The organism is Gibbsiella dentisursi, assembly GCF_039539505.1.
In the GTDB taxonomy this organism is placed as follows: domain Bacteria; phylum Pseudomonadota; class Gammaproteobacteria; order Enterobacterales; family Enterobacteriaceae; genus Gibbsiella; species Gibbsiella quercinecans.
Window position 1 is genome coordinate 1 of sequence record NZ_BAABDG010000011.1, and the last position, 26691, is coordinate 26691.

The window sequence follows — 26691 nt, forward strand, 5'->3', positions numbered from 1 at the left end:
CGCCGCGCTCTACACGACCGGTAACCACGGTACCACGGCCGGAGATAGAGAATACGTCTTCGATTGGCAGCAGGAACGGCTTGTCAATCGCACGCTCTGGTTCTGGGATGTAGCTGTCCAGCGCTTCTGCCAGTTCGATAACCTTCGCTTCCCACTCTGCTTCGCCTTCCAGCGCTTTCAGTGCGGAACCACGGATTACCGGGGTGTCGTCGCCTGGGAAATCGTATTGAGACAGCAGCTCACGCACTTCCATCTCTACCAGTTCCAGCAGCTCTTCGTCATCAACCATGTCGCATTTGTTCAGGAACACGATGATGTAAGGAACGCCAACCTGGCGGCCCAGCAGGATGTGCTCACGGGTCTGCGGCATTGGGCCGTCAGTCGCAGCAACTACCAGGATCGCGCCGTCCATCTGTGCAGCACCGGTGATCATGTTTTTCACGTAGTCGGCGTGCCCTGGGCAGTCAACGTGCGCGTAGTGGCGAGTCGGGGTATCGTANAGCTTTTTCTTCTGGTGCGTTATCGATCTGATCGAAAGCACGAGCAGCACCGCCGTAGGTTTTAGCCAGTACGGAGGTGATAGCAGCGGTCAGCGTGGTTTTACCATGGTCAACGTGACCGATAGTACCAACGTTAACGTGGGGTTTTGTACGTTCAAATTTTTCTTTAGACACGGCTTTATTCCTTACTTTTGTGCTCCCTCCTGCTGGGGGGAGCACTGGATCATTGTGTTAAACCCGAAAGCTAGCTTGAAAGCTTATTTACCACGGGCTTCGATAACGGCCTGAGCGACGTTGTTCGGTGCATCATCATACTTCAGGAATTCCATCGTGTATGATGCACGACCTTTGGTCAGAGAACGCAGCTGAGTTGCATAACCAAACATTTCAGACAGCGGTACCTCGGCATGAATTTTAACGCCAGTCACTTCAGATTCCTGACCGCGCAGCATACCGCGACGACGGCTCAAGTCACCGATAACGTCACCGGTGTTCTCTTCAGGCGTTTCTACTTCAACCTTCATGATTGGCTCAAGCAGAACTGGTTTTGCTTTCTTAAAGCCATCTTTAAAGGCAATAGACGCAGCCAGTTTAAACGCCAGCTCAGAGGAGTCAACGTCATGGTAAGAACCGAAGTGCAGACGCACACCGAGATCAACAACCGGGTAGCCAGCCAGTGGGCCTGCTTTCAGCTGCTCCTGGATGCCTTTATCAACGGCAGGGATGTATTCGCCAGGAATTACACCGCCTTTGATGTCGTTGATGAACTCGTAGCCTTTCGGGTTGGAACCCGGCTCCAGCGGGTACATGTCGATAACAACATGACCGTACTGACCGCGACCACCTGACTGCTTGGCGTGTTTACCTTCGATATCGGTAACTTTCGCGCGAATCGCTTCACGGTAAGCAACCTGAGGTTTACCGACGTTCGCTTCAACGTTGAATTCACGTTTCATACGGTCAACGATGATGTCGAGGTGCAGCTCACCCATACCAGCGATAATGGTCTGGTTAGATTCTTCGTCAGTCCATACACGGAAAGACGGGTCTTCTTTCGCCAGACGACCCAGAGCCAGACCCATTTTTTCCTGGTCAGCTTTGGTTTTCGGTTCTACTGCGATGGAGATTACCGGCTCAGGGAATTCCATACGCTCCAGAATGATCGGGGAATCCTGGTCACACAGCGTATCACCCGTGGTGACGTCTTTCAGGCCGATAGCCGCAGCGATGTCGCCTGCACGAACTTCTTTGATCTCTTCACGTTTGTTGGCGTGCATCTGAACGATACGGCCGAAACGCTCGCGCTGAGCTTTCACAGAGTTCAGTACGGTGTCGCCGGAGTTAACAACGCCGGAATACACGCGGAAGAACGTCAGGTTACCCACAAACGGGTCGGTAGCGATTTTGAACGCCAGAGCAGCAAACGGCTCATTGTCATCAGAGTGACGCACAGCCGGCGTGTCTTTACCGTCGTCCAGCATACCGTTGATTGCAGGAACGTCAGTTGGTGCCGGCAGGTATTCGATAACCGCATCCAGCATCGCCTGTACGCCCTTGTTCTTAAATGCAGAACCACAGGTAACCAGGATGATTTCGTTGTTCAGCACGCGCTGACGCAACGCTTTCTTGATTTCTTCTTCGGTCAGCTCTTCGCCGCCCAGGTATTTGTCCATCAGCTCTTCAGAAGCTTCCGCTGCGGACTCAACCAGGTTCTGGCGCCATTCGTCAGCCAGATCTTGCAGCTCGGCAGGAATTTCTTCATAAGTGAAGGTTACGCCTGCGTCCGCTTCGCTCCAGTTGATGGCTTTCATTTTCACCAGGTCAACAACACCGGTGAAATGCTCTTCTGCGCCGATGGCCAACTGCAGAGGAACCGGGTTAGCACCCAGGCGAGATTTGATCTGGCCTACAACTTTCAGGAAGTTCGCACCCATGCGGTCCATTTTGTTAACGAACGCAATACGTGGAACTTTGTATTTGTTAGCCTGACGCCATACGGTTTCAGACTGTGGCTGAACACCACCGACTGCACAGTAAACCATTACCGCGCCATCAAGAACACGCATGGAACGTTCTACTTCGATGGTGAAGTCAACGTGCCCTGGGGTGTCGATGATGTTGATGCGATGCGGCTCAAACTGCTTGGCCATACCAGACCAGAAAGCAGTCGTTGCTGCAGAAGTGATGGTAATACCACGCTCCTGCTCCTGTTCCATCCAGTCCATGGTGGCTGCGCCGTCATGAACTTCACCGATTTTATGGTTTACACCGGTGTAGAACAGAATACGTTCGGTAGTAGTGGTCTTACCGGCGTCGATGTGCGCACTGATACCGATATTACGGTAGCGTGCAATGGGTGTTGTACGAGCCATTTGATTCCTCTATTCCTAGGGCGTTCAAGTTCAGTTAACCCAAGCGGGCCGGCTTCTTGAAGCGCCCGCTTGGTTAGCATAACTACTGCGTGGTCATTACCAGCGGTAGTGGGCGAACGCCTTGTTGGCTTCTGCCATACGGTGAACGTCTTCACGCTTCTTAACAGCAGAACCTTTGTTCTCTGCTGCGTCAGACAGCTCGTTCGCCAGGCGCAGAGCCATGGATTTATCACCGCGTTTACGAGCAGCATCAACGATCCAGCGCATTGCCAGGGCATTACGACGAACCGGACGGACTTCAACTGGTACCTGATAAGTAGAACCACCAACGCGGCGAGACTTAACTTCGACAGTCGGGCGCACGTTTTCCAGGGCTACTTCGAAAGCTTCCAGTTCGGCTTTACCAGAACGCTGAGCCAGGGTCTCCAGCGCGGTATAGACGATTGCTTCAGCAGTAGATTTTTTACCATCTACCATCAGGATATTTACAAATTTGGCCAGCAGCTCAGATCCGAACTTAGGATCCGGCAGAATTTTACGTTGACCAATGACGCGACGACGTGGCATGGAAATACTCCGTTGTTAATTCAGGATTGTCCAAAACTCTACGAGTTTATTTTGACATTAAAGTTAAAAATGTTTGGCCTTACTTAACGGAGAACCATTAAGCCTTTGGCTTCTTCACACCGTACTTGGAACGTGCTTGCTTACGGTCTTTAACACCGGAGCAGTCAAGTGCGCCGCGAACGGTGTGGTAACGCACACCTGGCAGGTCTTTTACACGACCGCCACGGATCAGGATCACGGAGTGCTCCTGCAGATTGTGGCCTTCACCACCGATGTAGGAAGTCACTTCGAAACCGTTAGTCAAACGCACACGGCAAACTTTACGCAGTGCGGAGTTTGGTTTTTTCGGGGTGGTGGTATATACGCGGGTACATACACCACGTTTTTGCGGGCAGGCTTCCAGCGCTGGAACGTTGCTTTTAGCAGCCTTCACAGAGCGTGGTTTGCGAACCAGCTGGTTAATCGTTGCCATTCAAAAAGCTCCTGGTTTTTGCTTCGTATCTTGCTTCGTAAACATGTGATAAATCCCCTCGTATGCACGACTGGCAAAGTACGAGGACGCAGAATTTTATGGCTGACCAGGAAAGGTGTCAAGAAATATACAACATCATGCGCCTACCAGGCCGTTTGAGCCGGGTGTTTTTCGGTCAGCTCAACGAACTCAGTATAACCGATGACCGTCACGTTGTGTGAAATATAACCAGACAAACCGCGCGCTTCCACATCGGCCCGCAGGGCAAACAGCACAACGGGAGCCTGCTGAAACTGCGCCAGATGAAGGCTGCCGGCCAGGGCGGCCAACACCCCATCCTGCAATAGCAGCAACGCATCGCCCGGCTGCGCCAGGCGCAGCAACGCGGGCAGATCGCATTCGGTGGGGGAATGGCTCAGGGTAAACAGCATGGGGGCTCCTAGAAGGTCATCACCACATCATAGCCGGCGAGCCGTTGGCGCAACGCCTGCGGCGGCAACACGTCGGCATCCAGCACCCAGCCAGTTTCCTGCGCCAATCCGCGCTCCTGTAAAGAGGCTTCGCACAGATAATACTGCTCCACGTCATACAGCGGCAGGACGCCAAAAGTGGCGATATAATCGCGCGCCAACACCTTTGCCGGTTGCTGGCCTGGCAGCAGTTGCAAGACGCCATCGCCAATAAAAAATACGCCGATGTCTTCGCTTAACGCCGAAGTGGCAAGCAATGCATCCAGCCCTTCCCTGCCGCTGCTGCAGCCATGCGGGCCATGGGTAAAGACAAAGGCTATGCGTTTCATCCTGCTCATTAAAACTGCACCATGCGATCGCAACTGAGCGCCGCTTCCGCCAACGCGCCCAGCCCGCTAAGGGTAAAGCCCGGCTGCATATTGCACGCCGGCAAATCCTGGCGGGCGGCTTCTTTGGCATCGACCACGCCACGGCGCAGCGCCGCCGCCACGCAGACGTTCAGCGCGATGCCATGCTGCTGCGCCAGTTGCTGCCAGGCGCGCACCAGATCAAACTCATCGCTGGCGGGTGATGTCAGTTGGTTGGCGTTCAACACCCCTTCCCGATAAAAAAACACGCTGCCAAGGCGATGGCCTTTCGCCAGCAGCGCCTGAGCGAACTGGTAGGCGCTGCTGGCCTGCTGCGTGCCGTATGCCGGGCCGGTCACCATCAGGCAATAGTCCAGCACGGGGGATGAACTCACAGCAGATCCCCATTTTTGAACTGGCGGATGTACAAATACACGGTATGTTTGGAGATATTGAGGCGATCGGCCACCTGGTTGATCGCATCCTTGATATCAAAAATGCCTTTTTCATACAGGTTGAGCACCACCTGGCGATTTTTAACGTTGTTGGCAACGTTGCGATCGGCATTCACTTCTTCAATGGTGAACTCCAGCGTTTGCGCCACCAGTTCGTCGACCGAAGAAGCGAAGTTAACCGGGGAAGGCACGTCCTCCTGGGTTTGCGGCGGCATAAAGGTTTGCATCACCTGGGAAAACGGCACGTCCAGGTTCATGTTGATGCACAACAAACCAATCACGCGCTGCTCACGGTTGCGGATAGCGATCGTCACCGATTTCATCAGGGCGCCACTCTTGGCGCGCGTGAAATAGGTTTTGGATACGCTACTGTCATCCCCGGCCATATCGTGCAGCATACGCAGTGCCAAATCGGTAATCGGCGAGCCAATCTTGCGCCCGGTATGTTCGCCATTGGCAATGCGCACCGCAGAACATTTCAAATCCTCAAGCGAGTGCAGCACGATTTCACAGTAGCTGCCGATGAGCATCGCCAAACCGTCGACCACCGATTCATACGACTTAAGAATTTCATGATCCGTTTGGCTAAACGGACGTTCGTCCAGCAAATCCATTTCGCTGGCCTCGCTGGATAAAAGCGAATTAGACATTAAAGATTCCACCCTCATAAATCTAGATCGCCTGTGCCAGGGGGCGCAGCTAAAACTGCTCGTTCAGGCCCCGTTTACGCGGCGAATACCGGCTGCGGCATCCCTTTGCGATAAACAGGCTGACATCAGTATGAAACAGCACGACGAGCGTCCACAGGCCATATCGGCCGGGAACAGTTTTAGATACACGCCCTAAGGGGCAGGCGCCTGGCATGTAATTCCGGACAGCTAGTTTAGCAAAACCGCCGGCATAAATTCCTTGCATTTGCGCATGGTTCTGACGTTAAGCCCACAGGGCCCAGGGCGTCAAGCGATCCGTCAGCATCATGGCTAACGTTGCAGGTGGGATGCTGGAGCAGCAAAACGCAAACTGCCCCGGGCGTTAACCCGGGGCAGCGTTCAGAGGGACGGGCTTATTGCGCGCTGCTTTCAGCGGCTTCGCCTGCCGGTTTTTCCGCTTTGGTATCGGCTTTCGGCGCGGCTTTCACGTCCAGCAGTTCAACGTCGAACACCAGCGTGGAGTTGGCAGGGATACCAGGAACGCCGGTTTTACCGTAGGCCAGCGCTGGCGGGATAACCAGTTTGAGCTTGCCGCCTTTCTTGATGTGTTTCAGGCCTTCGGTCCAGCCTGGGATAACACCGTCCAGACGGAAGGAAAGCGGCTCACCACGGGTGTAGGAGTTATCAAATTCCGTACCGTCGGTCAGCGTACCCTTGTAGTTGACCACCACGGTATCGCTGTCTTTCGGCGCCTCGCCGGTACCCGGTTTTTCTACCTGATACAGCAGGCCAGAGGCGGTTTTCTTCACGCCTTTTTCCTTGGCGAAGGCTTCGCGGTATTTCGCACCCTTCGCTTCGTTATCTTTCGCGTCCTGCTCCATCTTCGCCTGAGCGGAAGCCTTCACGCGCGCTTCAAAACCTTGCAGGGTTTTTTCGATATCGGCATCGTTCAGTTTGCTCTTATTGGCGAACGCGTCCTGAACACCGGCAATCAACTGATCCTTATCCAGCTTGATACCCAGTTTTTCCTGTTCTTTCAGGGAATTGTCCATGTAACGGCCAAGGGAAGCGCCCAGTGCGTACGCGGCTTGTTCGTCATCGTTCTTGAAATTACCGGTACTTGGTGAAGCTGAAGTGTCCGCCGGTTTCGCCGCATCGGCCGCCATTGCCTGGGTCGCGTTCAACACAAATGCCATGGTGGTTGCCAGAAGCGTAACTTTAAACAAAGATTTCATCCATTTCTCCCGTATTTGAAGCAAAGCCCCAAAACGTCATTTAGTAAGATAACCAGGCTACTATAGCCGCCCGCAAGACAACAAAACAGCCGTACAGGTAACCAATCGAGTCAAAATGTGACCACGCATCCATGAAGAAGTTTCGTCTGATTTTCTACCTGCATGATAAATCAGATATTTCTTGATTATTACGCGCAGAAATAATCACCCCCACGGCCATTTAGCATAGCGATGGCGGGCACCGCTGCGGTTTTCACCGGCGCAACGGCCGCCACTGTGCCAGGCCTGACCACGGCGTTGAAACGACAACGTGAAATAGCGCAACGCAAAGCCCACGCCAGCTGTTAACATAGCGCCTGTTTTCCGCTTTACGACCCAGAGGCCGCATCATGCACAATGCCGACAACCAAAGCCTGCTACAGCGGCTTGAAGAACTGGAGAGCCGCCAGGCCTTTCAGGAAGTCACCATCGAAGAACTGAACAAAACCGTGGTGCAACAGCAGCTTGAAATATTAAAACTGCGCGATCACTTGCGCCTGCTGACGGATAAGCTGCGCGCCACGCAACCTTCGATGATTGCGCCGCAGTCAGAAGAGACGCCGCCGCCGCATTACTAAGCGCGATAAAAAAGGCCGCCTTAAGCGACCTTTTGAAACACCTGCGCGCCGGATTAATGGCAACCGCACCCGCCGTTGCCACAACCGCCTTTACCGTGGTCGTGATCATGATCGTGGCCATGACCGCCACAGCAGCCGTCGCCGTGTTCGTGGTGGTGATCGTGTTCACCGTGCACATGGCCGTGCTCCAGCTCTTCTTCAGTGGCAGCGCGGATTGCCACGACTTCCACGTTGAAGTTCAGGTTCTGGCCTGCCAGCATATGGTTGCCGTCAACCACCACGTGGTCGCCGTCCAGCTCGGTGATTTCAACCGGAACCGGGCCCTGATCGGTATCAGCCAGGAAACGCATGCCAACCTGCAGCTCATCAACGCCCATGAAAACGTCTTTCGGTACGCGCTGCACCAGGTTTTCATCGTAGTTGCCGTAGGCTTCGTTAGCGCCGACATGCACGTCAAAGCGATCGCCGACATCGTGGCCTTCAAGCGCTTTTTCCAGACCTGCGATCAGAGAACCATGCCCGTGCAGATAGTCCAACGGTGCACTCACCGGAGACTCATCAACCAAAACACCGTCTTCTGTACGTACTTGGTAAGCCAGGCTGACCACCAAGTCTTTTGCTACTTTCATGATATCTCCTACCGTTGGAATCTAAACCGGACAGATTGTAACGGAAATCTGGACCGCTGTACCCTTCAGCATAAGAAATCACGGCAAATAACGCTACTCCGGATGGAAAATCCCTATCACCTGTTCCTGCGGCCGCACGTGTTTTTCCACCTGTGCTTCAGGCTGGCGCTGATGGTGGCCGCACTTAACGCATTCGACAACTTCCACCTGATCTTCACGCCAGACCGCCAGGGTATCCATCGCGTTACAGGCCGGGCATACGGCACCGGCGATAAACCGCTTACGCGTTGCAGACATTGTTGCGCTCCTGATCATTCATATTCGTCCCAACCATTAAATTGCCGCTTTTCCTGCTGCATTTCACGGTAGAACAGCTCATCAAGCTCCCTTCGGGCCTCTTTAACCCGGGAAATCTGCGCGACGTCCCCCTGATGCGGCGGCATCAACTCACGCAGCATGCGCATATCCAGCCGCCGAAAGTGCTGCTGTGCACGATATGCCTGGTGCGGATGCATGCCCAGCGTCATTAGCGCCTTGCGCCCCAGCTCCAACGCACTGGAGAAGGTTTCACGGCTGAATAGCTCCACGCCGGCCTGCAACAGCTCATGCGCCTCTACGCGGCCACGCGCGCGCGCCAGGATGGACAAATGGGGAAAGTGCTGCTGGCACAGGTGGACGATTTCCATCGTGTCTTCCGGGCCGTTACTGGTTATCACAATCGATTTGGCCTTTTCCGCACCCGCGGCGCGCAGCAGTTCCAATTCGGTCGCATCGCCGTAATAGACCTTATAACCATAGCGGCGCAGCACGCTAACCGCGCTGACATCACGTTCGAGCACGGTGACGCGCATTTTATTCGCCATCAGCAGGCGCCCGATCACCTGGCCGAAGCGGCCGAAGCCGACGATAATCACCTGCGGATCGTCATCTTCCACATAGGGGATCTCTTCATCTTCGCTGGCGGCGTTGTAGCGGCGGGCAAGGATACGGTCGATAATCTGCATCAACAGCGGCGTGGTAATCATCGACAGCGTAACCACCACCAGCAGCAATGCCAGTTGATCCGCGTCCAGCAGATGCTGGGTCGCCGCGGCCGAGAACAGCACGAACGCAAACTCCCCACCCTGGCTCAGCACGCCGGCGAATTGCAGGCGCACCGAGGTACGCAGCCCAAACACCCGCGCCAGCCCGTACAACACACAGGATTTAATCGCGATCAGCGCCACCACGCCAATCAATACCTCGGCCAGATGGGTATAAAGCACGCCCATATTGAGCGCCATCCCCACCGAGATAAAAAACAGCCCCAGCAGCAGCCCCTTGAAAGGTTCGATGGCGATTTCCAGCTCGTGGCGGTACTCACTTTCCGCCAGCAGCACGCCGGCGATAAAAGTGCCCAGCGCCATCGAAAGGCCCAGTGCGTCCATAAACAGCGCCGCGCCCAATACCACCAACAGCGCCCCTGCGGTAAAGATTTCACGCACGCCGGAAGCGGCCATATAACGGAACAGCGGGCGTAGCAGGTAACGGCCGCCGATCAGCATACCGGCGAAGGCCGCCACTTTTAACGCGATCTTCTGCCAGTCATCGCTGGTGCCGCCGCCGACCAGGATCGGGATCAGCGCCAGCGCCGGGATCACCGCCATATCCTGGAACAACAGGACAGAAAAGCCGAGCTGGCCGCCTTCGTTGCGGTTCATCCCCTTTTCGCGCATCAATTGCAGCGCCATGGCGGTTGAGGACATCGCCAGGCCAATGCCGCCGATCACCGCCGCCTGCCAGGAAAAACGGGAAAGGCAAAGCAGCGCAGCCAGCAACGCTGCGGTAATCAATACCTGGCCGGCCCCCACGCCAAAGATAGAACGGCGCAGCGCCCACAGCTTGGCAGGGTTCAGCTCCAGCCCAATGATGAACATCAGGAACACCACGCCCAGCTCGGAGAAATGCAGGATCTCCGCCACGTCGCGAATGAACCCCAACCCCCACGGACCAATGGCCACCCCGGCGATCAGGTAGCCGAGCACCGCCCCAATGCCCAGCCGCCGCGCGATCGGCACCGTCACGACGGCCGCGAACAGAAACAGCAGGATGGCAGTCAGTAAGGTATTTCCTTCCATTATTGCATTCCTTGCTGCGGTAATGGGTTACGCAGCCAGTCGCCATAGGCCTTGGCGTGGCTGGCCAACACGTCCGGCTTCAGCCGGCGCGCCCAGTAAACGATGATTGGCGTCAGCCAATGCATATGGCACATGGCCGCCGTCAGTTCGAACGGGCGCAGAACATCCTCCATGGGATAACGATTATAGCCGCCGCTACGGTACGTTCCTTCCGGCTCCCCGGTGGTGATCACCGAGCGCCAGTATTTCCCGGCCAGCGCATCGCCGCCCACGCCGCTGGCAAAGCCGCGGGACAACACGCGATCCAGCCATTCTTTCAGCAGGGCCGGGCAACTGTAGGTATACAAAGGATGTTGGAAAACAATAACCTGATGGTCACGCAATAATTGTTGTTCAAAATGGATATCAATAAAGAAATCTGGGTAGTGCGCGTACAAATCGTGCACGGTGACATGCTCCAACTGCTGTGCCGGTTGCAGCAAAACCCGGTTGGCTACCGAGTCCTAGGATTCCGGATGGGCGTACAGCAGCAAAACCTTGGGCGGCTGCGACATCATTCCCCCTCCAAAGCGTCGTCATGATAGCGGTTTTCCGTTACCATGCTGCGCAAAGACTAAAAATAGGGCAGCATCTGCCCTGTCAATGTTTACACCATCTCAATTTAACATACTCTAAACTTACGGCGCTTTATGATTGTTTTCTCCTCGCTACAAATCCGACGCGGCACCCGCGTCTTGCTGGATAACGCCACCGCTACGGTTAATCCGGGCCAGAAAGTTGGGCTGGTGGGTAAAAACGGTTGCGGCAAGTCGACCTTGCTGGCGCTGCTGAAAGGTGAAATCGCCGCGGACGGCGGTAGCTACACTTTTCCCAGCAACTGGGCGCTGGCCTGGGTTAACCAGGAAACGCCCGCGCTCGACGTGCCGGCGCTTGAGTATGTTATCGACGGCGATCGCGAATATCGCCAGCTTGAGGCCGAATTGCAGTTGGCGAATGAGAAAAACGACGGCAACGCCATCGCCACGCTGCACGGCAAACTGGATGCCATTGGCGCCTGGACCATTCAGGCGCGCGCGGCCAGCCTGCTGCACGGCCTCGGTTTTTCCAACGAACAGCTGCAAAGCCCGGTCCGGGCGTTTTCCGGCGGTTGGCGTATGCGCCTCAACCTGGCGCAGGCGCTGATTTGCCGTTCCGATCTGCTGCTGCTCGACGAACCGACCAACCACCTGGATCTGGACGCGGTCATCTGGCTTGAGCGCTGGCTGAAAAGCTATTCCGGCACGCTGGTTTTAATCTCGCACGACCGCGATTTTCTTGATCCGATCGTGGATAAAATCCTGCATATTGAGCAGCAAACGCTGAACGAATACACCGGCAACTACTCCTCGTTCGAGCGCCAGCGCGCCACCAAGCTGGCGCAGCAGCAGTCGTTGTATCAGCACCAGCAGGAAAAAGTGGCCCACCTGCAACACTACATTGACCGTTTCCGCGCCAAGGCGACCAAGGCCAAGCAGGCCCAGAGCCGCATCAAGATGCTGGAACGCATGGAGCTGATTGCCCCGGCGCTCGTCGATAACCCGTTCAGCTTCAGCTTCCGCGAGCCGGAAAGCCTGCCCAACCCGCTGCTGCGGATGGATAAGGTCAGCGCCGGCTACGGCGACAAGGTCATTCTGCAGTCCATCAAGCTGAACCTGGTGCCGGGTTCGCGCATCGGCCTGCTGGGGCGCAACGGCGCCGGTAAATCGACGCTGATCAAAATGTTGGCCGGCACGCTGGCGCCATTGAGCGGCGAAATCGGCCTGGCGAAAGGCATCAAGCTTGGTTACTTCGCCCAGCATCAGTTGGAGTTTTTGCGTGCGGATGAGTCGCCGCTGCAGCATCTGAGCCGCCTGGCGCCGCGCGTGCTGGAGCAGCAACTGCGGGATTATCTCGGCGGCTTCGGCTTCCAGGGCGATAAAGTCACCGAAGCGACGCAGCGTTTTTCCGGCGGCGAGAAAGCCCGCCTGGTGCTGGCGCTGATCGTCTGGCAGCGCCCGAACCTGCTGCTGCTTGATGAACCAACCAACCACCTGGATCTGGACATGCGCCAGGCGCTGACCGAAGCGTTGATCGATTTCGAAGGCGCGCTGGTGGTGGTTTCGCACGATCGTCACCTGATCCGCTCCACCACCGACGATCTCTATCTGGTGCACGACGGCCAGGTCGAGCCTTTTAGCGGCGATCTGGAAGACTACCAGCAATGGCTAAGCGATCTGCAAAAACAGCAGGCGCAGCAGGACGCCGCCCCGAAACAAGATAACGGCAACAGCGCTCAGGCGCGTAAAGACCAGAAACGGCGCGAAGCGGAATTCCGCAGTCAAACCCAACCGCTGCGCAAACAGATCGCCAAGCTGGAACAGCAGATGGAAAAACTGGGCGCCGATCTGGCAGCGATTGAAGAGAAACTGGCGGATTCCGCACTGTACGACAACAGCCGTAAGGCCGAGTTGACCGACTGCCTGCAACAGCAAAGCCAGGCCAAATCCGCGCTGGAAGAAACGGAGATGACCTGGCTCGACGCGCAGGAACAGTTGGAACAGTTAACCCAGGCGTTTGAAGCGGAAAATTAACGCCGCGCCCTGGGTAGGCCGGCGGCGGGTTATCAGCACGGGCGGCCAAGGCGCTGGCGGATCTGCGCCAGCGAATCCTGATGGTAGAGTTTGCCATCAAGGAAACGGGTTTTCAGCTCGCCCTGCTGCTCCTGCTGCCAGTTTTGGTTATCCCGCAATTGGTATTCGCCTTGCTCGTCACGTATCACCCGCAACAAGCCACGCGCCGATTGCTTTAAGCCGCTATCGGTTTTTGGCTGTTTGAAGATGGCGCGCCCCACCCCATTCACTTCACCGTAGGTCGCCTTCATCGCGAAGCCAAACGTATCGCGGGTATTATACTGATAAGTAAAGGAGCCTACGCCAAATACCACGTTTGCGCTGGCAAAGCCCTTCGCCGCCAGGCGGCTAAGAATCTCCTGCGCCCGCGCCAGCGTGATCGAATCGCCGTAAATCAACCCCACGTGCGGATCCAACACCTTGTAGCCTTTGCTGTTTATCGTACCGCCAAAGATTTCCCATAGCACTTCTACAGATCCTTTTTCCTGCGCGCTGCGCGTCGGGCTATGATCGCGGTCATCACCGGTGCCGCAAATAATATCGCAAGGATCGCCGCTGTCCGGGCGGAATACCACGCGGCCATCGCGCGCCATGATCTTGCCGTGCAGCTCCCGGGTAAACTCCGTCAAAACCCGCCAGTAATCCCAGGTATCCGATACGATCGACACCAGGCCGTTCGGGTATAAATCTTCAATCAGCCGGCGAAAAGTCTCGATCTCCGTCGCCTGCTCGCCCATACACATCACGCTGTGTTCCGTCGCGGGAATGCTTCCCGCCACAAAGTAATCGCCCGCGGTGGGGTAATACTGCTGCGCGTACAGGATGGCGGGGATATTATCGGTGCCTTTAAAGCTCAACAGGTGCCCCACGCCCGACTGCGCCACGTCATGCAGGCCCGACATGCCGCGGAAGGAGAAATCGTGGCATTGAAAATCAAGGTGCGCCATATCATCACAGGTGAGATCCGCCCACGCCTGGCAAATTTTGCGGTAGTGATGGGCGATGGTGGCATTGGTCGATGCCTTCCACAATTCGGCAGAGATCACCGTTTCCAGATAGTTAACCAGCCAAAAGAACTCATCCCGCGTGTTGGTGATGGTAAGCACCGGCACTTTCATCCTGACCTTGCTGCCTTCATCCAGCGCTTTGATATGCAGCGGCAGATAGCCCAGCCGGTGCAAGGCGCGAATATGCTCGACGGAGACCCGATCCTGGCCAATATAGCTGTCCATCAGCGCCTTATACTCACCCACCACTTTCTCTTCCGGCTGCGCAAAAAACTGTTGGTTGAATAAGTCCACCATGAACCATTGCAGGAAACCCTGCAGACCGAAGAAGACCAGTTTTCCATCGGCCTGCGGCGAGGCAAAGAACCGATCGCTGCGTGGCGTGAAGTTGGAGTACACCCGCGTGGTGCCCTGCGGATACTGTTCACGGTGGGAAACCTTATAGCCGTCAATCGCCAAAATTGGATTGGTTAACATCATCAACTCCTTAGTGGGCGTAAATACGCTCAATATCAATCAGTTCAACGCGTTCCCCGGCGATATCCGCCGCCGCATAAGAGCTGGTGGTATAGATATGATCAATACCTTGCGCCAGCAGGCGCGCCGTGCCCTGGGAAAACACGCCGTGCGTGACATACAGGCTGACGGCGCGGGCGCCGGCCTGCCGCAATACCTGGGCCGCGCCGATAAACGTGCCGCCTGCATCGCACAGGTCATCAACAATGAGCACGTCTTTTCCTTGCACATCCCCCGTCAGCAGTTCAAAACCGGTGAGTTCACCCGTTAACACATCGCGATGCTTGGTCATGGTGCCGTATTCCGCCAGGCCAAAATGCGCCGCCACCGCGTGGATTTTTTTCAACGCGCCGGCGTCCGGCGCAATGAGCATCAGGCGCTGTTGCGCCAGTAAGCCTGCCAGCCTGGCACTGTGCTGCATGCACTGCTGTTGCGTAATGGCATGCAGCCGGTTGACCGCTGCGGCCGCCACGTCGCTGTGCGGATCCAGCACCGTCACACGATCAAAAGCCAGCGTATTCAACAGTTGGCCGAACACCTTCAGGGCAAAGCTGTCGCCATCGCCCATATGGCGATCCTGGCGGGCATACGGCAAATAAGGCAGTTCAAGCAGGCTTTCTTTAATCAGGAACCGGTGGCGCACGGCGTCCACCAACTGCGCCAGCAGCATAAAATCATCCATGCTGCGCATTGCCGTGGCGCGAATACGCATCTGCGTGGCCGTGGTTATCGCCGGCTGGTGGAAACGGGCATACACCGCCCCATCGGGAAACCGGCCGGTGATGACCTCCACCGGAACCGAATCCAAAAATAGCTGTAGTTGTGCGCTCATTTGCCGTTCCTCATCTTGCCAATTAATGTCCTTAAGACAATTATATAATTGTCCAACAGACATTAATTGGCAAGTGAAAAATAACCCAATCATGCGCAAATCACATAACCGTATGTTTATACTTGATTTTAAGTATAAACACCGGCTTGCTGCCTTGGCCGGGAATTGTTATCTTGTCTCAAAGACTCTTTTTGCGAATCCCTCATGCCAACAGAAACCGAATACCTGGAAAACTACGATCCTCGCCGTTTCCCTTCCCCCATCGTCACGGTAGACAGCGTGTTGTTTACCGTGCACGGCGGGCAGCTATGCGTTCTACTGGCCAAACGGGCCAACCACCCTTTTTTGGGCCGTTGGGGGTTGCCGGGCGGGTTTATCGATCTGCAGCGTGATGATTCCACGCAGGCAACGGCGAAGCGTAAACTAATGGAAAAAACCGGCGTGGAACCGCCTTATCTGGCGCAGTTGGAGAGTTTTTCCGGCCCGGACCGGGATCCGCGGGGCTGGAGCCTGACGACGGTCTATTTTGCCCTGATTGCCCATGCCGATTGCCAGCCGCACATTGCCGCCGTGGACGATGTGGCTTGGCGGCCGCTTGGCGCACTGCAGGCCGAGCAACTGGCGTTCGATCATCAACGCATCATCGCGGTGGCGCTGCAACGGCTGCGGCAAAAAACCACCTATTCCATGCTGCCGGTCTATTGCCTGCCGGCGGCCTTCACGCTGGCCCAGCTACAGGAAGTGATTGAGATCATTCTGGCGCACCCGGTGCAGCGCAAAAGCCTGATGCGGCGTTTTGAAGCCTCGGAGATGTTTGAAGAAACCGGTGAGATGGCAGCGACAGGCGCCCGCAAGGCGCGCCTGTACCGCAAAAAGGCAGGGGTGGATATGATTAACTTCTCCCGTAACCTGATGGTGGACTAGCCCTCAGGCGCGGTAGAAAGGCTTATCCCCCAAAATGGTCGCCCGGTGCATAATGCGCCGCTGCGGCAGGTAGTCCGCATTGGCGTAGTGCTGGGTAACCCGGTTATCCCAAATCGCCACGTCATTTTCCTGCCAGCGCCAGCGCACCTGGAACTCCGGTTTGCTGATGTGGGCAAACAAGAAGTTCAGCAACGCATCGCTTTCTTTTGGCGCCAGATCGACAATCCGCGTGGTAAACCCTTCATTGACGAACAACGCCTGCCGGCCACTCACCGGATGAGTACGCACCACCGGGTGCAACAGCGGCGGGTTCTTCTCTACCGCCAGTTGCCAGCGCTGGTGCTCTTCTGCACTGCCACGGTGCTTATGTTCCGGGAACGACTTGGTGAAGTCATGCTCCGCCTGCAGCCCGGCCAGCAAGGTTTTGAACGGCGCCGACAGCGCCTCATAGGCGGCGATGCCACTGGCCCACAACGTATCGCCGCCGGTGGCCGGTAGCGTTTTAGCGGCCAGAATCGCCCCCTGCGGCGGGGTTTCAATAAAAGTGACGTCGGTGTGCCAGTTATCATTGTCCGGCGGGTTATCGTTATGGGTATCCAGCACGATGATCTCTTCCACCTCGCCGGCATGCGGGTACACCGGGTGGATGTGCAGATCGCCAAAACGCCCGGCCAGATCGCGCTGCTGCAACGGGGTGATCGGCTGGTTGCGGAAAAACAGCACCTGATGTTTGAGCAACGCATGGTAAAGCTGTTCAAACTGGCCGTCGCCCAACGGCCGCGCCAGCGTAATATTCTCCACCAGCGCACCGATGTATGGCCCCAGCGGGGTGATTTTCAAGCGTTCGTTCATTGTTGTACTCCATGCCACGGGGTCAATCGCCGCTGAACGGCGCGCAGCCCCAGTTCCAAACCAAATGCAATAATCGCAATCACACTGATACCCGCGATCACCACGTCAGTCGCCAGGAACTCACCGGCGGATTGCACCATAAAACCCAGGCCGCGCGTGGCGGCGATCAGCTCGGCCGCCACCAGCGTCGACCAACCGACGCCAAGCCCGATACGAATGCCGGTCAGGATTTCCGGCAGCGCGCTGGGCAACACCACAAAGCGCAGCACCTGCCAACGGCTGGCGCCCAGTGCCAGCGCAGCGCGCACCCGAACCTGCGCGACGCTGCGCACCCCGGCCACGGCGGAAAGCGCTACTGGCGCGAAAATCGCCAGATAAATCAGCAAAATCTTCGATGTTTCACCAATGCCGAACCAGATAACCATCAGCGGTAAATAGGCCAGCGGCGGCACCGGGCGGTAAATCTCAATCAAGGGATCGAGAATGCCGCGCACCGTGTCGTTCAGCCCCATCGCGATGCCCACCGGTATACCGATAACCACTGCCGCCAACAGGGCGACCAGAATACGCCCCAGGCTGGCGGCCAGGTGCTGCCACAGGGTGGCGTCCATAAATCCTTGCGGGCTGGCGATGACCATCAACTGGTGCAATACCTGCTGCGGCGCCGGCAGAAACAGTGGGCTAATCAGCCCCAGCGCGGTCACGCCCCACCATCCCGCCAGCAGCGCCAACAGCGTGGCGCCGCTTAGCCACAGCGTGCGCGGCAGGTGAAAACGGCGCGCGGCCAGGGCCTTGGGCCGGGCCGCCGCCTTCAGGGGAAAATCCAGGCTCATAGCAACGCCTCACGCTGTTGGAAGACTTTGCCCAGCACATATTCGCGCTGGGCGATAAATTCGGGGTCAGATTTGATGGCGCGGCACGCCTCACCGCCGGCATAGCGTTGGCCAAAGCTCAACGACAAACGCTCCACAACCTGCCCCGGGCCGGGCGACAGCAGCAACAGCTCACTGGCGAGAAACACCGCCTCTTCAATATCATGGGTGATCAGCAGCACCTGTTTGCCGGTGTCGCGCCAGATGGTCAGCAGCAGTTCCTGCATCTGCTCGCGAGTAAAAGCGTCCAGCGCGCCGAACGGCTCATCCAGCAACAGCAATCGCGGGTCGGCGGCCAGAGCGCGGGCAATCCCTACGCGCTGGCGCATACCGCCGGAAAGCTGCCAGATGAAATGCTGCTCATAACCGCTCAGGCCCACGCGCGCCAACATCTTGCGCGCCACGCGTTGCCGTGCCGGCTTGTCGATGCCCGCCAGTTGCAGGCCAAACTCGACGTTATCCACCACGTTGCGCCACGGCAGTAAACCTTCATGTTGAAACACCACGCCCCGTTCAGCACCGGGGCCGGTGACCGGGTTGCCATCTAACGTAATGCTGCCGGCAGAAGGCGCGTTAAACCCGGCGATCAAGTTCAGCAACGTAGTTTTGCCGCAGCCCGAAGGCCCCAAAACCACCACCAGTTGCCCTGGGGCAATCTGGAACGACACATCGCACAGCGCCTGGCGCCCCTGATACTCTGCCGAAAGATGATTAACCTGTAGCATTCCGCCCCCTAAGACTGCGGCGCAGCCTGCACCTGTTTCACAAAACGGTCGGTCACATAGGCGCTGTAATCGCTGTCAACCTGTGGGATCTTGCCCTGTTCTTTAAGGAATTCGGCGGTATCCCGAATGGCGTTATCCACCGGTTGAGCAAGCTGCGTGATTTGATCGGCCACCGGCAAATAGCGGTTGCCTTTGACCAGCCCCGGTACCTGCGCTTCCGGCACGCCGCTCAGGCGCGCCAGGGTGCTCAGATGGGTTTTGTCCTGCAACCATTGATCCGGCGCGGCCAAATACGCTTTTTGCGCCGCCAGCGCACTGGCGGCAAAGGCCGTCACCACGTCCGGGTGCTGCTCGGCGAAGTCTTTCCGCACCACCCACACATCCAGCGTCGGCGCGCCCCATTGCCCCACTTGTTCAGAGTCGGTCAGCACCCGCCCCTTTTGCGCCAGTTCGTTGACGGCAGGCGCCCACACATAGGCGCCGTCAATATCACCGCGCTGCCAAGCGGCGACAATCGCCGGGGGCTGCAGGTTGAGAATTTGCACTTGTTCAGGTTTGATGCCCCAGTGTTTCAGCGAAGCCAACAGGCTGTAGTGCGTGGTGGAAATAAACGGCACCGCGATACGTTTGCCGATCAGGTCTTGTGGGGTTTTAATCTCCGGCTTGACCACCAGCGCTTCGGAACTGCCAAGCTGCGAGGCGATAAGAAACACTTCAATGGGGAGTTTCTGGCTGGCGGCCACCGCCAACGGGCTGGAGCCGATATTGCCGATCTGTACGTCGCCGGAAGCCATCGCCCGCAGCACGCTGGAGCCACTGTCAAATTTGCGCCAGTCAACCGACGCGCCGGACGCCTTGGCGAAGCTGTTTTCCGCCTGGGCGACTTTGGCAGGCTCGGCCGACGTTTGATACGCAACGGTCACATCCACAGCCTGTGCGCCGGCGGCCATCAGCGACGCCAACAACAGCGTTACGCCGCGTAATAAAGGGAATTTGCCTGCCATGATCTGCTCCATTGATAGCAACTGTTGAGTGATTCACAGTGTTATCCAAGCAAGACCAATGCATAAAAGAATAAAAAAATATCTTTTATTCTATAAAGAAATATAACATCCGCGTCTATCCCAGCAAACGTTATTGCCGCAGCCAACGATCAGAGGGTAATTTCACCACGCAGGAAAATGTGCGCATATCCGCCAATCAGCGTGCGATCGCCGTGCAGTTCGCAAAACAACTCCCCGCCACGCGCTGAAAGCTGCTGGGCATGCAGCACATGACGACCAAGGCGGGCGGCCCAGTAAGGCATCAGCGTACAATGGGCGGAGCCCGTCACCGGGTCTTCGCTGCGATCCAAAGAGAAATAGCGCGAGACAAAATCAACCTTGGCGCCGGGTGCCGTGACGATCACGCCACAGCCCAGCTCGTCGATCAGCGCCGGGATATTGGGCTGCAACACGCGCACCTGCGCCTCGCTTTCCAGTACCACCAGCATCGCCCTGGCTTGCCAAACTTCGGCCGGCACCGCCCCCAGCAAAGCCGGCAGGGGCTTTGGCACGGTGATTTTTTGCGGTGGGCGGGAGGGAAAATCAAGAATCAAACGCTCACCGTCTTCTGCGGCGCGCTTCACATATAGCTCACCGCTGGCCGAGCGAAAACGCATATCGCTCAGCCCAGGGTTCACTTCGCTAAACAGCACGCGCGCCGCAGCCAGCGTCGCGTGCCCACAGAGATCCACTTCCCGCGTTGGCGTGAACCAACGGATGGCATACATATCGCCGTCGTCCCAGACAAAGCTGGTTTCCGGCAGGTTCAGTTCATTGGCGATGACCTGCATCTGCGCACCCGGCAGCGGTTGCTTCAGCAGGCAAACCCCCGCCGGGTTGCCGCGCAGCCCGTCGCCGATAAAAGCATCAACGTGGAAATAGTTCTCTGTCATCGCTCCCCCCTTTAATGCCAAATCAGCAGGACGCAGGCCGCCGTCAATACGCCCATCGAGACGTTAAAGATCACCCAGGCTTTTTTACTGCGCAGCAGGCGACCAATCACGGTGCCAAAGCCCAGCCAAATGACGCCGGCAACCATATTCACCGCAAAAATACCGCAGGCTATCGCCACGATAGAGTGATTATAGCGCGCGCCCTCCAGGCTGAAGCTCGCCACAGCGCCCAACGCCATCAGCCAGGCTTTGGGGTTGAGGAACTGCAGCAACCAGCCCTGGTACAGGCGAATCGGTTTGGGCGGCGCGACGTCGGTTTCCAGCTTTTCATACGCCGCCGTCGCCACTTTCCACGCCAACCACAGCAAATACAGGCTGCCGAGGATCTTCAGGATCAGGTGCAGAGACGGATAAACCAGGATCAGGCTGCCAACGCCGAAGGCCACCAGCAGCAAAATGCTCTGCATGCCGAGCATAATGCCGATCATCAGCCATAGCGAACGCATAAAGCCGAAGTTGGCGCCGGAGGTGGTCAGTAGCATATTGTTGGGGCCAGGCGTGATGGCGGCCACCCACAGGAAGCCTAACATTGAAAGAAATAAACTTAATTCCATGAATCGGGTGCTCCTCACCCTAAGGATTTCTTGCCGTATTTATTATTCGCTCAAGCCATTGAAGTTATCAGTACGCGATTGATCACACAATAAGTCCTTTATCAATCACGCTAACGCGGTAGGGTTTTCCACCATAGCGGTTTACTGGCACCGAGGGCAGGCTCCGGTTGCCGCCCACGCGCCGCTTGCATATAGTGGCTCCGATTCCCCAAAAGATATTGATTCGTTATGCATGAAACATTTCACCCGTTGCCCGGCGCCAAAAACCCGCACCTGCAAACCCTGCTGCCGAGACTGGTGCGCCGCCGGGTATTGCTGGAACCGTACTGGCAGCGGCTGGAATTACCCGACGGCGATTTTCTCGATCTGGCCTGGAGCGAAGACCCACGCCAGGCGCGTGCTAAACCCCGCGTAGTGCTGTTTCATGGCCTGGAAGGCAGTTTTTATAGCCCGTATGGTCACGGCCTGCTGAACGCCTGGCGTGAACAAGGCTGGCTTGGGGTGGTGATGCATTTCCGCGGCTGCAGCGGCGTGCCCAACCGCGGAGCACGTATTTACCATTCTGGCGAAACGGAAGACGCCCGCTTCTTCCTGCGCTGGCTGCGCACCACTTATGGCGATGTGGCAACCGCCGCGGTCGGCATTTCACTCGGCGGCAATATGCTGGCCTGCTATCTGGCACAGCAGGGCCAGAACAGCCTGTTGCACGCCGCGGCGATCGTCTCTGCGCCGCTGATGCTGGAGCCTTGCTCCGCGCGCATGGAGCAAGGGTTTTCCCGCGTTTATCAGCGCTATCTGCTGGGGCAACTGAAGCAGAACGCCATGCGTAAGCTGCTGCGCTACCCCAATACTCTGCCGCTGGACTTGCCGCAGTTGCAAAGCCTGCGGCGTATCCGCGACTTCGATGATGCCATCACCGCACGCATCCATGGCTTCAGCGGCGCCGACGATTATTATCGCCGTTGCAGCGCCCTGCCGCTGCTGCCGCAGATCCGTACGCCGCTGTTGATCATTCACGCCAAGGACGATCCGTTCATGACCGATGCGGTGATCCCGGATCTCAGCCGCCTGCCGGCCAACGTCGAGTATCAACTGACGGCGTTTGGCGGCCACGTCGGCTTTGTCGGCGGCACGCTGAAAAAACCGCAAATGTGGCTGGAATCGCGCATTCCCGCCTGGCTTACCCCTTATCTGGAACCCAAACAGTGATTATCCCCTGGCAAGAATTAGCAACGGAAACCCTGAACAACCTGATTGAATCCTTTGTGCTGCGTGAAGGCACCGACTACGGCGAACAGGAACGCACGCTGGAGCAAAAAGTGGAAGACGTGCGCCGCCAACTGAAAAGCGGCGAAGTGGTGCTGGTGTGGTCCGAGCTGCATGAAACAATCAACATTATGCCGCGCACCTCGTTCCACGGCTAACCGGCAAAATGTCGCATCCCTCCGCCGCAAAGATGACACCGGTGCGCGAAACGTGATAACAATGCTAGGCTGTGGCGCCAGCCTGAAGGCGGGGCACGGCCACATTGCCAGATTTCTCACGGGGAACGGTATTTATGTCAGCTAAACATCCTGTCATTGCGGTGACCGGCTCCAGCGGCGCCGGCACCACAACCACCAGTGTGGCGTTTCGCAAAATATTCCAGCAGTTGAATATCCGCGCCGCCGAGCTGGAAGGCGACAGCTTCCACCGCTATACCCGGCCGGAGATGGACGCCGCGATCCGCAAAGCACGCGATCTTGGCCGCCACATCAGCTATTTCGGCCCGGAAGCCAACGACTTTGGCCTGCTGGAACAAAGCTTTATTGAATACGGCAAACACGGCACCGGCCGTTCGCGCAAATACCTGCACACCTACGACGAAGCGGTGCCCTACAACCAGGTGCCAGGCACCTTCACCCCCTGGGAACCCCTGCCGGAGCCCACCGACGTGCTGTTTTATGAAGGGCTGCACGGTGGCGTTGTCGCCGACCATCATGACGTCGCCAGGCATGTCGACTTGCTGGTGGGGGTGGTGCCGATCGTCAACCTGGAGTGGATCCAGAAACTGATCCGCGATACCGGCGAGCGCGGCCATTCACGCGAAGCGGTGATGGATTCCGTGGTTCGCTCGATGGAAGATTACATTAACTACATCACGCCCCAGTTTTCGCGCACCCATATCAACTTCCAGCGGGTGCCGACGGTGGACACTTCCAACCCGTTCGCCGCCAAAGCGATCCCGTCGCTGGATGAGAGCTTTGTGGTGATCCATTTCCGCGGGCTGGAGCAGATTGACTACCCCTATCTGCTGGCGATGTTGCAAGGCTCGTTTATTTCGCATATCAATACGTTGGTGGTGCCGGGCGGAAAAATGGGGCTGGCAATGGAGTTGATCATGGCGCCGCTGGTGCAGCGCCTGCTGGAAGGGAAAAAAATCAAGTAATAGGTTGGGCGTCATTCCACCACGCGGATTTCAAAGCTGTGGGTGACGCTGGCGGCCTTACCGAGCATCAGCGATACCGAGCAATATTTCTCCGCCGACAGATTCACCGCACGCTCAACAACGTTATCGGTAAGCCCTTTACCGGTAACAATAAAATGCAGGTTGATATGGGTAAATATGCGCGGCGCCTCCGCACGGCGCTCTGAGGTCAGTTTTACCTCACAATCACGCACATCGTTACGGCCTTTTTGCAGAATCGAGACCACGTCAATCGCGCTGCACCCGCCAACAGACATCAACACCATTTCCATTGGGCTTGGCGCTTTTTCCCCGGCGTTGCCATCCAGCAACACCTGATGGCCAGAGGCGGATTCGCCCAGGAACGTTAAACCTTCCACCCACTTGATTCTTGCCTGCATACTCGTTACTCCGCTTGGTTTATGCAGCCCAGACTACGCTTTCGCGCTAAAACTGGCAACGGAACCTGACGTGAATCATGCTGAAGCGAGACAATACAAGACACTGGCCTCACTCTGTGCTAAAACCACACTAGACTGTGTCCTGTCATTGCGCGTGAATGCGGCGGCAATCGCGGGTTTTGCGGCAGTATGTTGTCTTTTTGCCGGCTCCACGATTAATGGCAGGGCTCAGTCTGAAAATCCCCTTTCCAATGAGCAGGCTCCAGGGAAACGTTCGAGGAAAGGTGCCTGACGTGGTATGTTAACAGAATGTAGCTTGCAGCATTTCCGGCAAGTCAATATGCTAAAGCAGTAGCGTATTTTATGGCACGCCTCAAAACCTGTTGATAGCCACCACGTGCACGTGGGCTAAAACATGTTCTACAGGGAACTCTGATCCCTGTGACACAAGGCAGCGATTACAACAGAGGATAACAGCGAATGGTTCTCGGCAAACCGCAAACAGACCCGACTCTCGAATGGTTCCTGTCTCATTGCCATATCCACAAATATCCATCCAAAAGTACGCTGATTCACCAAGGTGAAAAAGCCGAAACGCTTTACTACATCGTTAAAGGCTCCGTCGCGGTGCTGATTAAAGACGAAGAAGGTAAAGAGATGATCCTGTCCTACCTCAACCAGGGGGACTTTATCGGGGAACTCGGGTTATTTGAAGAAGGCCAGGAGCGCAGCGCCTGGGTAAGGGCGAAAACTGCCTGTGAAGTGGCTGAAATTTCCTACAAGAAATTCCGTCAGTTGATTCAGGTGAACCCGGATATCCTGATGCGCCTGTCTGCGCAGATGGCAAGCCGGCTGCAGGTTACTTCAGAGAAAGTAGGCAATCTTGCTTTCCTTGACGTGACCGGGCGTATCGCACAAACCCTGCTAAACCTGGCGAAACAACCGGATGCCATGACTCACCCGGACGGCATGCAAATCAAAATCACCCGCCAGGAGATCGGCCAGATTGTCGGTTGCTCACGCGAAACCGTCGGTCGTATTCTGAAAATGCTGGAAGATCAAAACCTCATCTCTGCCCACGGCAAAACCATCGTGGTTTACGGCACGCGTTAATCACACGCGGGGCGCCAGTAAATAGCAAACGCCCCGTGGCCAACCGGCTACGGGGCGTTTATTTTGCACGGTGCTAGCTCGCTGTGCCCATCGCTTAAGCGTTTATCACATCCTGCACCGCCAGTTCAAACAGCGCCATCCCCGCGTCGATATCTTCCAGTTCCACCACCAGCGAAGGCGCAAAGCGGATCACATCCGGCCCGGCGTTGAGGATCATCAGCCCACGCGCCGCCGCCGCAGTCAGAAACTCACGCGCCTTGCCGTGATAGCCCGGCACCAGTTCCGCGCCGATCAGCAGCCCCATCCCCCGCACTTCGGAGAAAATCGCGTACTTCTCGCCAATCCGTTGCAGCGCCTGCACAAACAGGCCGTGACGCTGTTCAATGCCGCTCAGCACCTCTGGCGTGTTGATGACATCCAGCGCCGCTTCAGCGACCGCGCAGGCGAGCGGGTTGCCGCCGTAGGTAGTGCCATGGGTGCCCACGTGCATCACCGACGCGATTTCCTCGGTGGTCAGCATGGCGCTGACCGGGAAACCGCCGCCCAACGCTTTAGCGGTGGTCAGGATATCTGGCGTTACGCCATAGTGCATATAGGCGAACAGCTTGCCGCTGCGCCCCATGCCGCTTTGCACTTCATCAAACACCAGCAGCGCCTGATGGCGATCGCACAGCTCGCGCACCCCTTTCAGGAACGCAGCGTCCACCGGCATAATGCCGCCCTCACCCTGGATGGGTTCCATCACCACCGCGCAGGTGTGATCGTCCATCACCGCCTTCACGGCGGCCAGATCGTTAAACGGTACGTGCACAATGTCGGCAGGCTTCGGCCCAAAGCCGTCGGAGTATTTCGCCTGGCCGCCGACCGAAACGGTAAACAGCGTGCGGCCGTGGAAAGCGTTATAGAACGCGATGATTTTGGTCTTGTACGGGCTGTGGCGGGTAATTGCGTAATGCCGGGCCAGTTTAAACGCCGCTTCGTTAGCTTCCGCCCCGGAGTTGGCGAAAAATACCCGATCGGCAAACGTCGCCGCAATCAGCTTACTGGCCAGGCGCAGCGCCGGCTCATTGGTAAACACATTGCTGGTATGCCACAGGGTTTCCCCCTGCTCTTTCAACGCCGCGACCAGCGCCGGGTGGCAGTGGCCAAGCGCCGTCACCGCAATACCGCCGGAGAAATCAATATACTCTTTCCCTTGCTGATCCCACACGCGGCTGCCCTGGCCTTTCACCGGCACAAACTGTGCAGGTGCATAAACGGGCAAAATTACCTGATCAAATGTACTACGGCTAACTGTGGATTTTTCGGTCATTCTTGGGCCCCACCCTGTACGCAATAAGAATTTATCGTTGCCATTAAGTGAAAATATAATCA

The 26691-nt window shown here is 56.8% G+C and carries 29 protein-coding genes and 2 pseudogenes; 7 read left to right on the forward strand and 24 right to left on the reverse strand.

All coding sequences use genetic code 11. From position 1 onward, the window contains the following. The 10 genes and pseudogenes from ABFX35_RS22240 to ABFX35_RS22285 form a co-directional block, all read right to left on the reverse strand. Window positions 1–674 (reverse strand): annotated as a pseudogene (locus ABFX35_RS22240) (GTP-binding protein); the annotation flags it as partial. 83 nt (window positions 675–757) lie between these two features. Next, window positions 758–2872: an elongation factor G gene (gene fusA, locus ABFX35_RS22245; RefSeq protein WP_346082934.1), complete on the reverse strand. Its 2115-nt coding sequence runs from the start codon at window positions 2870–2872 to the stop codon at window positions 758–760. A gap of 96 nt (window positions 2873–2968) precedes the next feature. Continuing rightward, the gene (rpsG, locus tag ABFX35_RS22250; RefSeq protein ID WP_279027795.1) at window positions 2969–3439 is read right to left on the reverse strand and encodes a 30S ribosomal protein S7; all 471 of its coding nucleotides are present in this window, start codon (window positions 3437–3439) and stop codon (window positions 2969–2971) included. Between the two features lie 97 nt (window positions 3440–3536). Further along, entirely contained in the window at window positions 3537–3911 is a 375-nt protein-coding gene (gene rpsL / locus ABFX35_RS22255) for a 30S ribosomal protein S12 (RefSeq protein ID WP_004930426.1), read from the reverse strand. Between the two features lie 143 nt (window positions 3912–4054). After that, complete coding sequence (tusB, locus tag ABFX35_RS22260; protein ID WP_346082935.1) at window positions 4055–4342, reverse strand: sulfurtransferase complex subunit TusB; 288 nt, start codon at window positions 4340–4342, stop codon at window positions 4055–4057. A gap of 8 nt (window positions 4343–4350) precedes the next feature. Next, window positions 4351–4710, reverse strand: a complete 360-nt coding sequence (gene tusC, locus ABFX35_RS22265) for a sulfurtransferase complex subunit TusC (RefSeq protein WP_428832228.1) — start codon at window positions 4708–4710, stop codon at window positions 4351–4353. Window positions 4711–4718: 8 nt separating this feature from the next. Beyond that, on the reverse strand, window positions 4719–5108 hold the full coding sequence (gene tusD / locus ABFX35_RS22270; RefSeq protein ID WP_428832229.1) for a sulfurtransferase complex subunit TusD: 390 nt from the start codon (window positions 5106–5108) through the stop codon (window positions 4719–4721). An 11-nt stretch (window positions 5109–5119) separates the two neighbouring features. Beyond that, complete coding sequence (locus tag ABFX35_RS22275) at window positions 5120–5833, reverse strand: helix-turn-helix transcriptional regulator (protein WP_279027789.1); 714 nt, start codon at window positions 5831–5833, stop codon at window positions 5120–5122. A gap of 413 nt (window positions 5834–6246) precedes the next feature. Further along, window positions 6247–7068, reverse strand: coding sequence for an FKBP-type peptidyl-prolyl cis-trans isomerase (fkpA, locus tag ABFX35_RS22280; protein ID WP_346082937.1), 822 nt, complete (start codon window positions 7066–7068; stop codon window positions 6247–6249). Window positions 7069–7272: 204 nt separating this feature from the next. After that, the gene (locus tag ABFX35_RS22285; protein ID WP_346082938.1) at window positions 7273–7419 is read right to left on the reverse strand and encodes a hypothetical protein; all 147 of its coding nucleotides are present in this window, start codon (window positions 7417–7419) and stop codon (window positions 7273–7275) included. Between the two features lie 38 nt (window positions 7420–7457). Here ABFX35_RS22285 and ABFX35_RS22290 point away from each other — a divergent pair, with 38 nt between their 5' ends. Next, window positions 7458–7685, forward strand: a complete 228-nt coding sequence (locus tag ABFX35_RS22290) for a protein SlyX (RefSeq protein ID WP_095846791.1) — start codon at window positions 7458–7460, stop codon at window positions 7683–7685. A 53-nt stretch (window positions 7686–7738) separates the two neighbouring features. Here ABFX35_RS22290 and slyD read toward each other — a convergent pair whose 3' ends face one another. The 4 genes and pseudogenes from slyD to kefG form a co-directional block, all read right to left on the reverse strand. Next, the gene (slyD, locus tag ABFX35_RS22295) at window positions 7739–8314 is read right to left on the reverse strand and encodes a peptidylprolyl isomerase (RefSeq protein WP_279027782.1); all 576 of its coding nucleotides are present in this window, start codon (window positions 8312–8314) and stop codon (window positions 7739–7741) included. A gap of 93 nt (window positions 8315–8407) precedes the next feature. After that, window positions 8408–8611, reverse strand: a complete 204-nt coding sequence (locus tag ABFX35_RS22300) for a YheV family putative zinc ribbon protein (RefSeq protein WP_095846789.1) — start codon at window positions 8609–8611, stop codon at window positions 8408–8410. Window positions 8612–8625: 14 nt separating this feature from the next. Continuing rightward, window positions 8626–10431, reverse strand: coding sequence for a glutathione-regulated potassium-efflux system protein KefB (gene kefB, locus ABFX35_RS22305; protein WP_279027777.1), 1806 nt, complete (start codon window positions 10429–10431; stop codon window positions 8626–8628). Continuing rightward, window positions 10431–10985: pseudogene (kefG, locus tag ABFX35_RS22310) on the reverse strand (glutathione-regulated potassium-efflux system ancillary protein KefG). Before kefG ends, kefB begins: the two are co-directional and overlap by 1 nt. A 135-nt stretch (window positions 10986–11120) precedes the next feature. On the opposite strand from kefG, the gene ABFX35_RS22315 reads away from it, so the two are divergent. Further along, window positions 11121–13040: an ABC transporter ATP-binding protein gene (locus tag ABFX35_RS22315; protein ID WP_346082940.1), complete on the forward strand. Its 1920-nt coding sequence runs from the start codon at window positions 11121–11123 to the stop codon at window positions 13038–13040. A gap of 32 nt (window positions 13041–13072) precedes the next feature. Here the strand turns inward: ABFX35_RS22315 and ABFX35_RS22320 are convergent, their stop codons facing one another. Together ABFX35_RS22320 and prs are read right to left on the reverse strand one after the other, a co-directional pair. Further along, window positions 13073–14563 (reverse strand): nicotinate phosphoribosyltransferase, encoded by a 1491-nt coding sequence (locus ABFX35_RS22320; protein WP_346083062.1) that lies wholly within the window; start codon window positions 14561–14563, stop codon window positions 13073–13075. Between the two features lie 10 nt (window positions 14564–14573). Beyond that, on the reverse strand, window positions 14574–15434 hold the full coding sequence (gene prs / locus ABFX35_RS22325) for a ribose-phosphate diphosphokinase (protein WP_346082941.1): 861 nt from the start codon (window positions 15432–15434) through the stop codon (window positions 14574–14576). A 204-nt stretch (window positions 15435–15638) separates the two neighbouring features. On the opposite strand from prs, the gene ABFX35_RS22330 reads away from it, so the two are divergent. Next, window positions 15639–16358 (forward strand): NUDIX hydrolase, encoded by a 720-nt coding sequence (locus tag ABFX35_RS22330; protein WP_346082943.1) that lies wholly within the window; start codon window positions 15639–15641, stop codon window positions 16356–16358. A gap of 3 nt (window positions 16359–16361) precedes the next feature. Here the strand turns inward: ABFX35_RS22330 and tauD are convergent, their stop codons facing one another. From tauD to ABFX35_RS22360, 6 genes are all read right to left on the reverse strand, one after another. Continuing rightward, complete coding sequence (tauD, locus tag ABFX35_RS22335; protein WP_279026205.1) at window positions 16362–17210, reverse strand: taurine dioxygenase; 849 nt, start codon at window positions 17208–17210, stop codon at window positions 16362–16364. Beyond that, window positions 17207–18043, reverse strand: coding sequence for a taurine ABC transporter permease TauC (gene tauC, locus ABFX35_RS22340; RefSeq protein WP_346082945.1), 837 nt, complete (start codon window positions 18041–18043; stop codon window positions 17207–17209). The genes tauD and tauC overlap by 4 nt, the downstream gene beginning before the upstream one ends. Next, entirely contained in the window at window positions 18040–18807 is a 768-nt protein-coding gene (gene tauB, locus ABFX35_RS22345) for a taurine ABC transporter ATP-binding subunit (protein WP_346082947.1), read from the reverse strand. Before tauB ends, tauC begins: the two co-directional genes overlap by 4 nt. Window positions 18808–18815: 8 nt before the next feature. Then, window positions 18816–19811 carry a taurine ABC transporter substrate-binding protein gene (tauA, locus tag ABFX35_RS22350; protein ID WP_346082948.1) on the reverse strand — a complete coding sequence of 332 codons (996 nt, stop codon included), beginning with the start codon at window positions 19809–19811 and terminating at the stop codon, window positions 18816–18818. Between the two features lie 149 nt (window positions 19812–19960). Continuing rightward, entirely contained in the window at window positions 19961–20743 is a 783-nt protein-coding gene (locus tag ABFX35_RS22355; RefSeq protein ID WP_346082950.1) for a PhzF family phenazine biosynthesis protein, read from the reverse strand. A gap of 11 nt (window positions 20744–20754) precedes the next feature. Further along, window positions 20755–21357: a LysE family translocator gene (locus ABFX35_RS22360; protein ID WP_346082951.1), complete on the reverse strand. Its 603-nt coding sequence runs from the start codon at window positions 21355–21357 to the stop codon at window positions 20755–20757. A 228-nt stretch (window positions 21358–21585) separates the two neighbouring features. Here ABFX35_RS22360 and ABFX35_RS22365 point away from each other — a divergent pair, with 228 nt between their 5' ends. From ABFX35_RS22365 to ABFX35_RS22375, 3 genes are all read left to right on the forward strand, one after another. After that, on the forward strand, window positions 21586–22566 hold the full coding sequence (locus ABFX35_RS22365; protein WP_346082952.1) for a hydrolase: 981 nt from the start codon (window positions 21586–21588) through the stop codon (window positions 22564–22566). Continuing rightward, entirely contained in the window at window positions 22563–22781 is a 219-nt protein-coding gene (locus ABFX35_RS22370; RefSeq protein ID WP_121554863.1) for a YheU family protein, read from the forward strand. The genes ABFX35_RS22365 and ABFX35_RS22370 overlap by 4 nt, the downstream gene beginning before the upstream one ends. A 134-nt stretch (window positions 22782–22915) precedes the next feature. Continuing rightward, window positions 22916–23785 (forward strand): phosphoribulokinase, encoded by an 870-nt coding sequence (locus tag ABFX35_RS22375; RefSeq protein ID WP_346082953.1) that lies wholly within the window; start codon window positions 22916–22918, stop codon window positions 23783–23785. Window positions 23786–23796: 11 nt separating this feature from the next. Here ABFX35_RS22375 and ABFX35_RS22380 read toward each other — a convergent pair whose 3' ends face one another. After that, a complete protein-coding gene (locus tag ABFX35_RS22380) occupies window positions 23797–24204 on the reverse strand; it encodes an OsmC family protein (protein WP_346082954.1) in 408 nt (135 codons plus the stop codon). 480 nt (window positions 24205–24684) lie between these two features. On the opposite strand from ABFX35_RS22380, the gene crp reads away from it, so the two are divergent. Then, window positions 24685–25317 (forward strand): cAMP-activated global transcriptional regulator CRP, encoded by a 633-nt coding sequence (gene crp, locus ABFX35_RS22385; RefSeq protein WP_004090925.1) that lies wholly within the window; start codon window positions 24685–24687, stop codon window positions 25315–25317. Between the two features lie 94 nt (window positions 25318–25411). On the opposite strand, the gene argD is transcribed toward crp, so the two are convergent. After that, entirely contained in the window at window positions 25412–26629 is a 1218-nt protein-coding gene (gene argD, locus ABFX35_RS22390; protein ID WP_095846766.1) for a bifunctional acetylornithine/succinyldiaminopimelate transaminase, read from the reverse strand. Window positions 26630–26691: the final 62 nt, after the last annotated feature.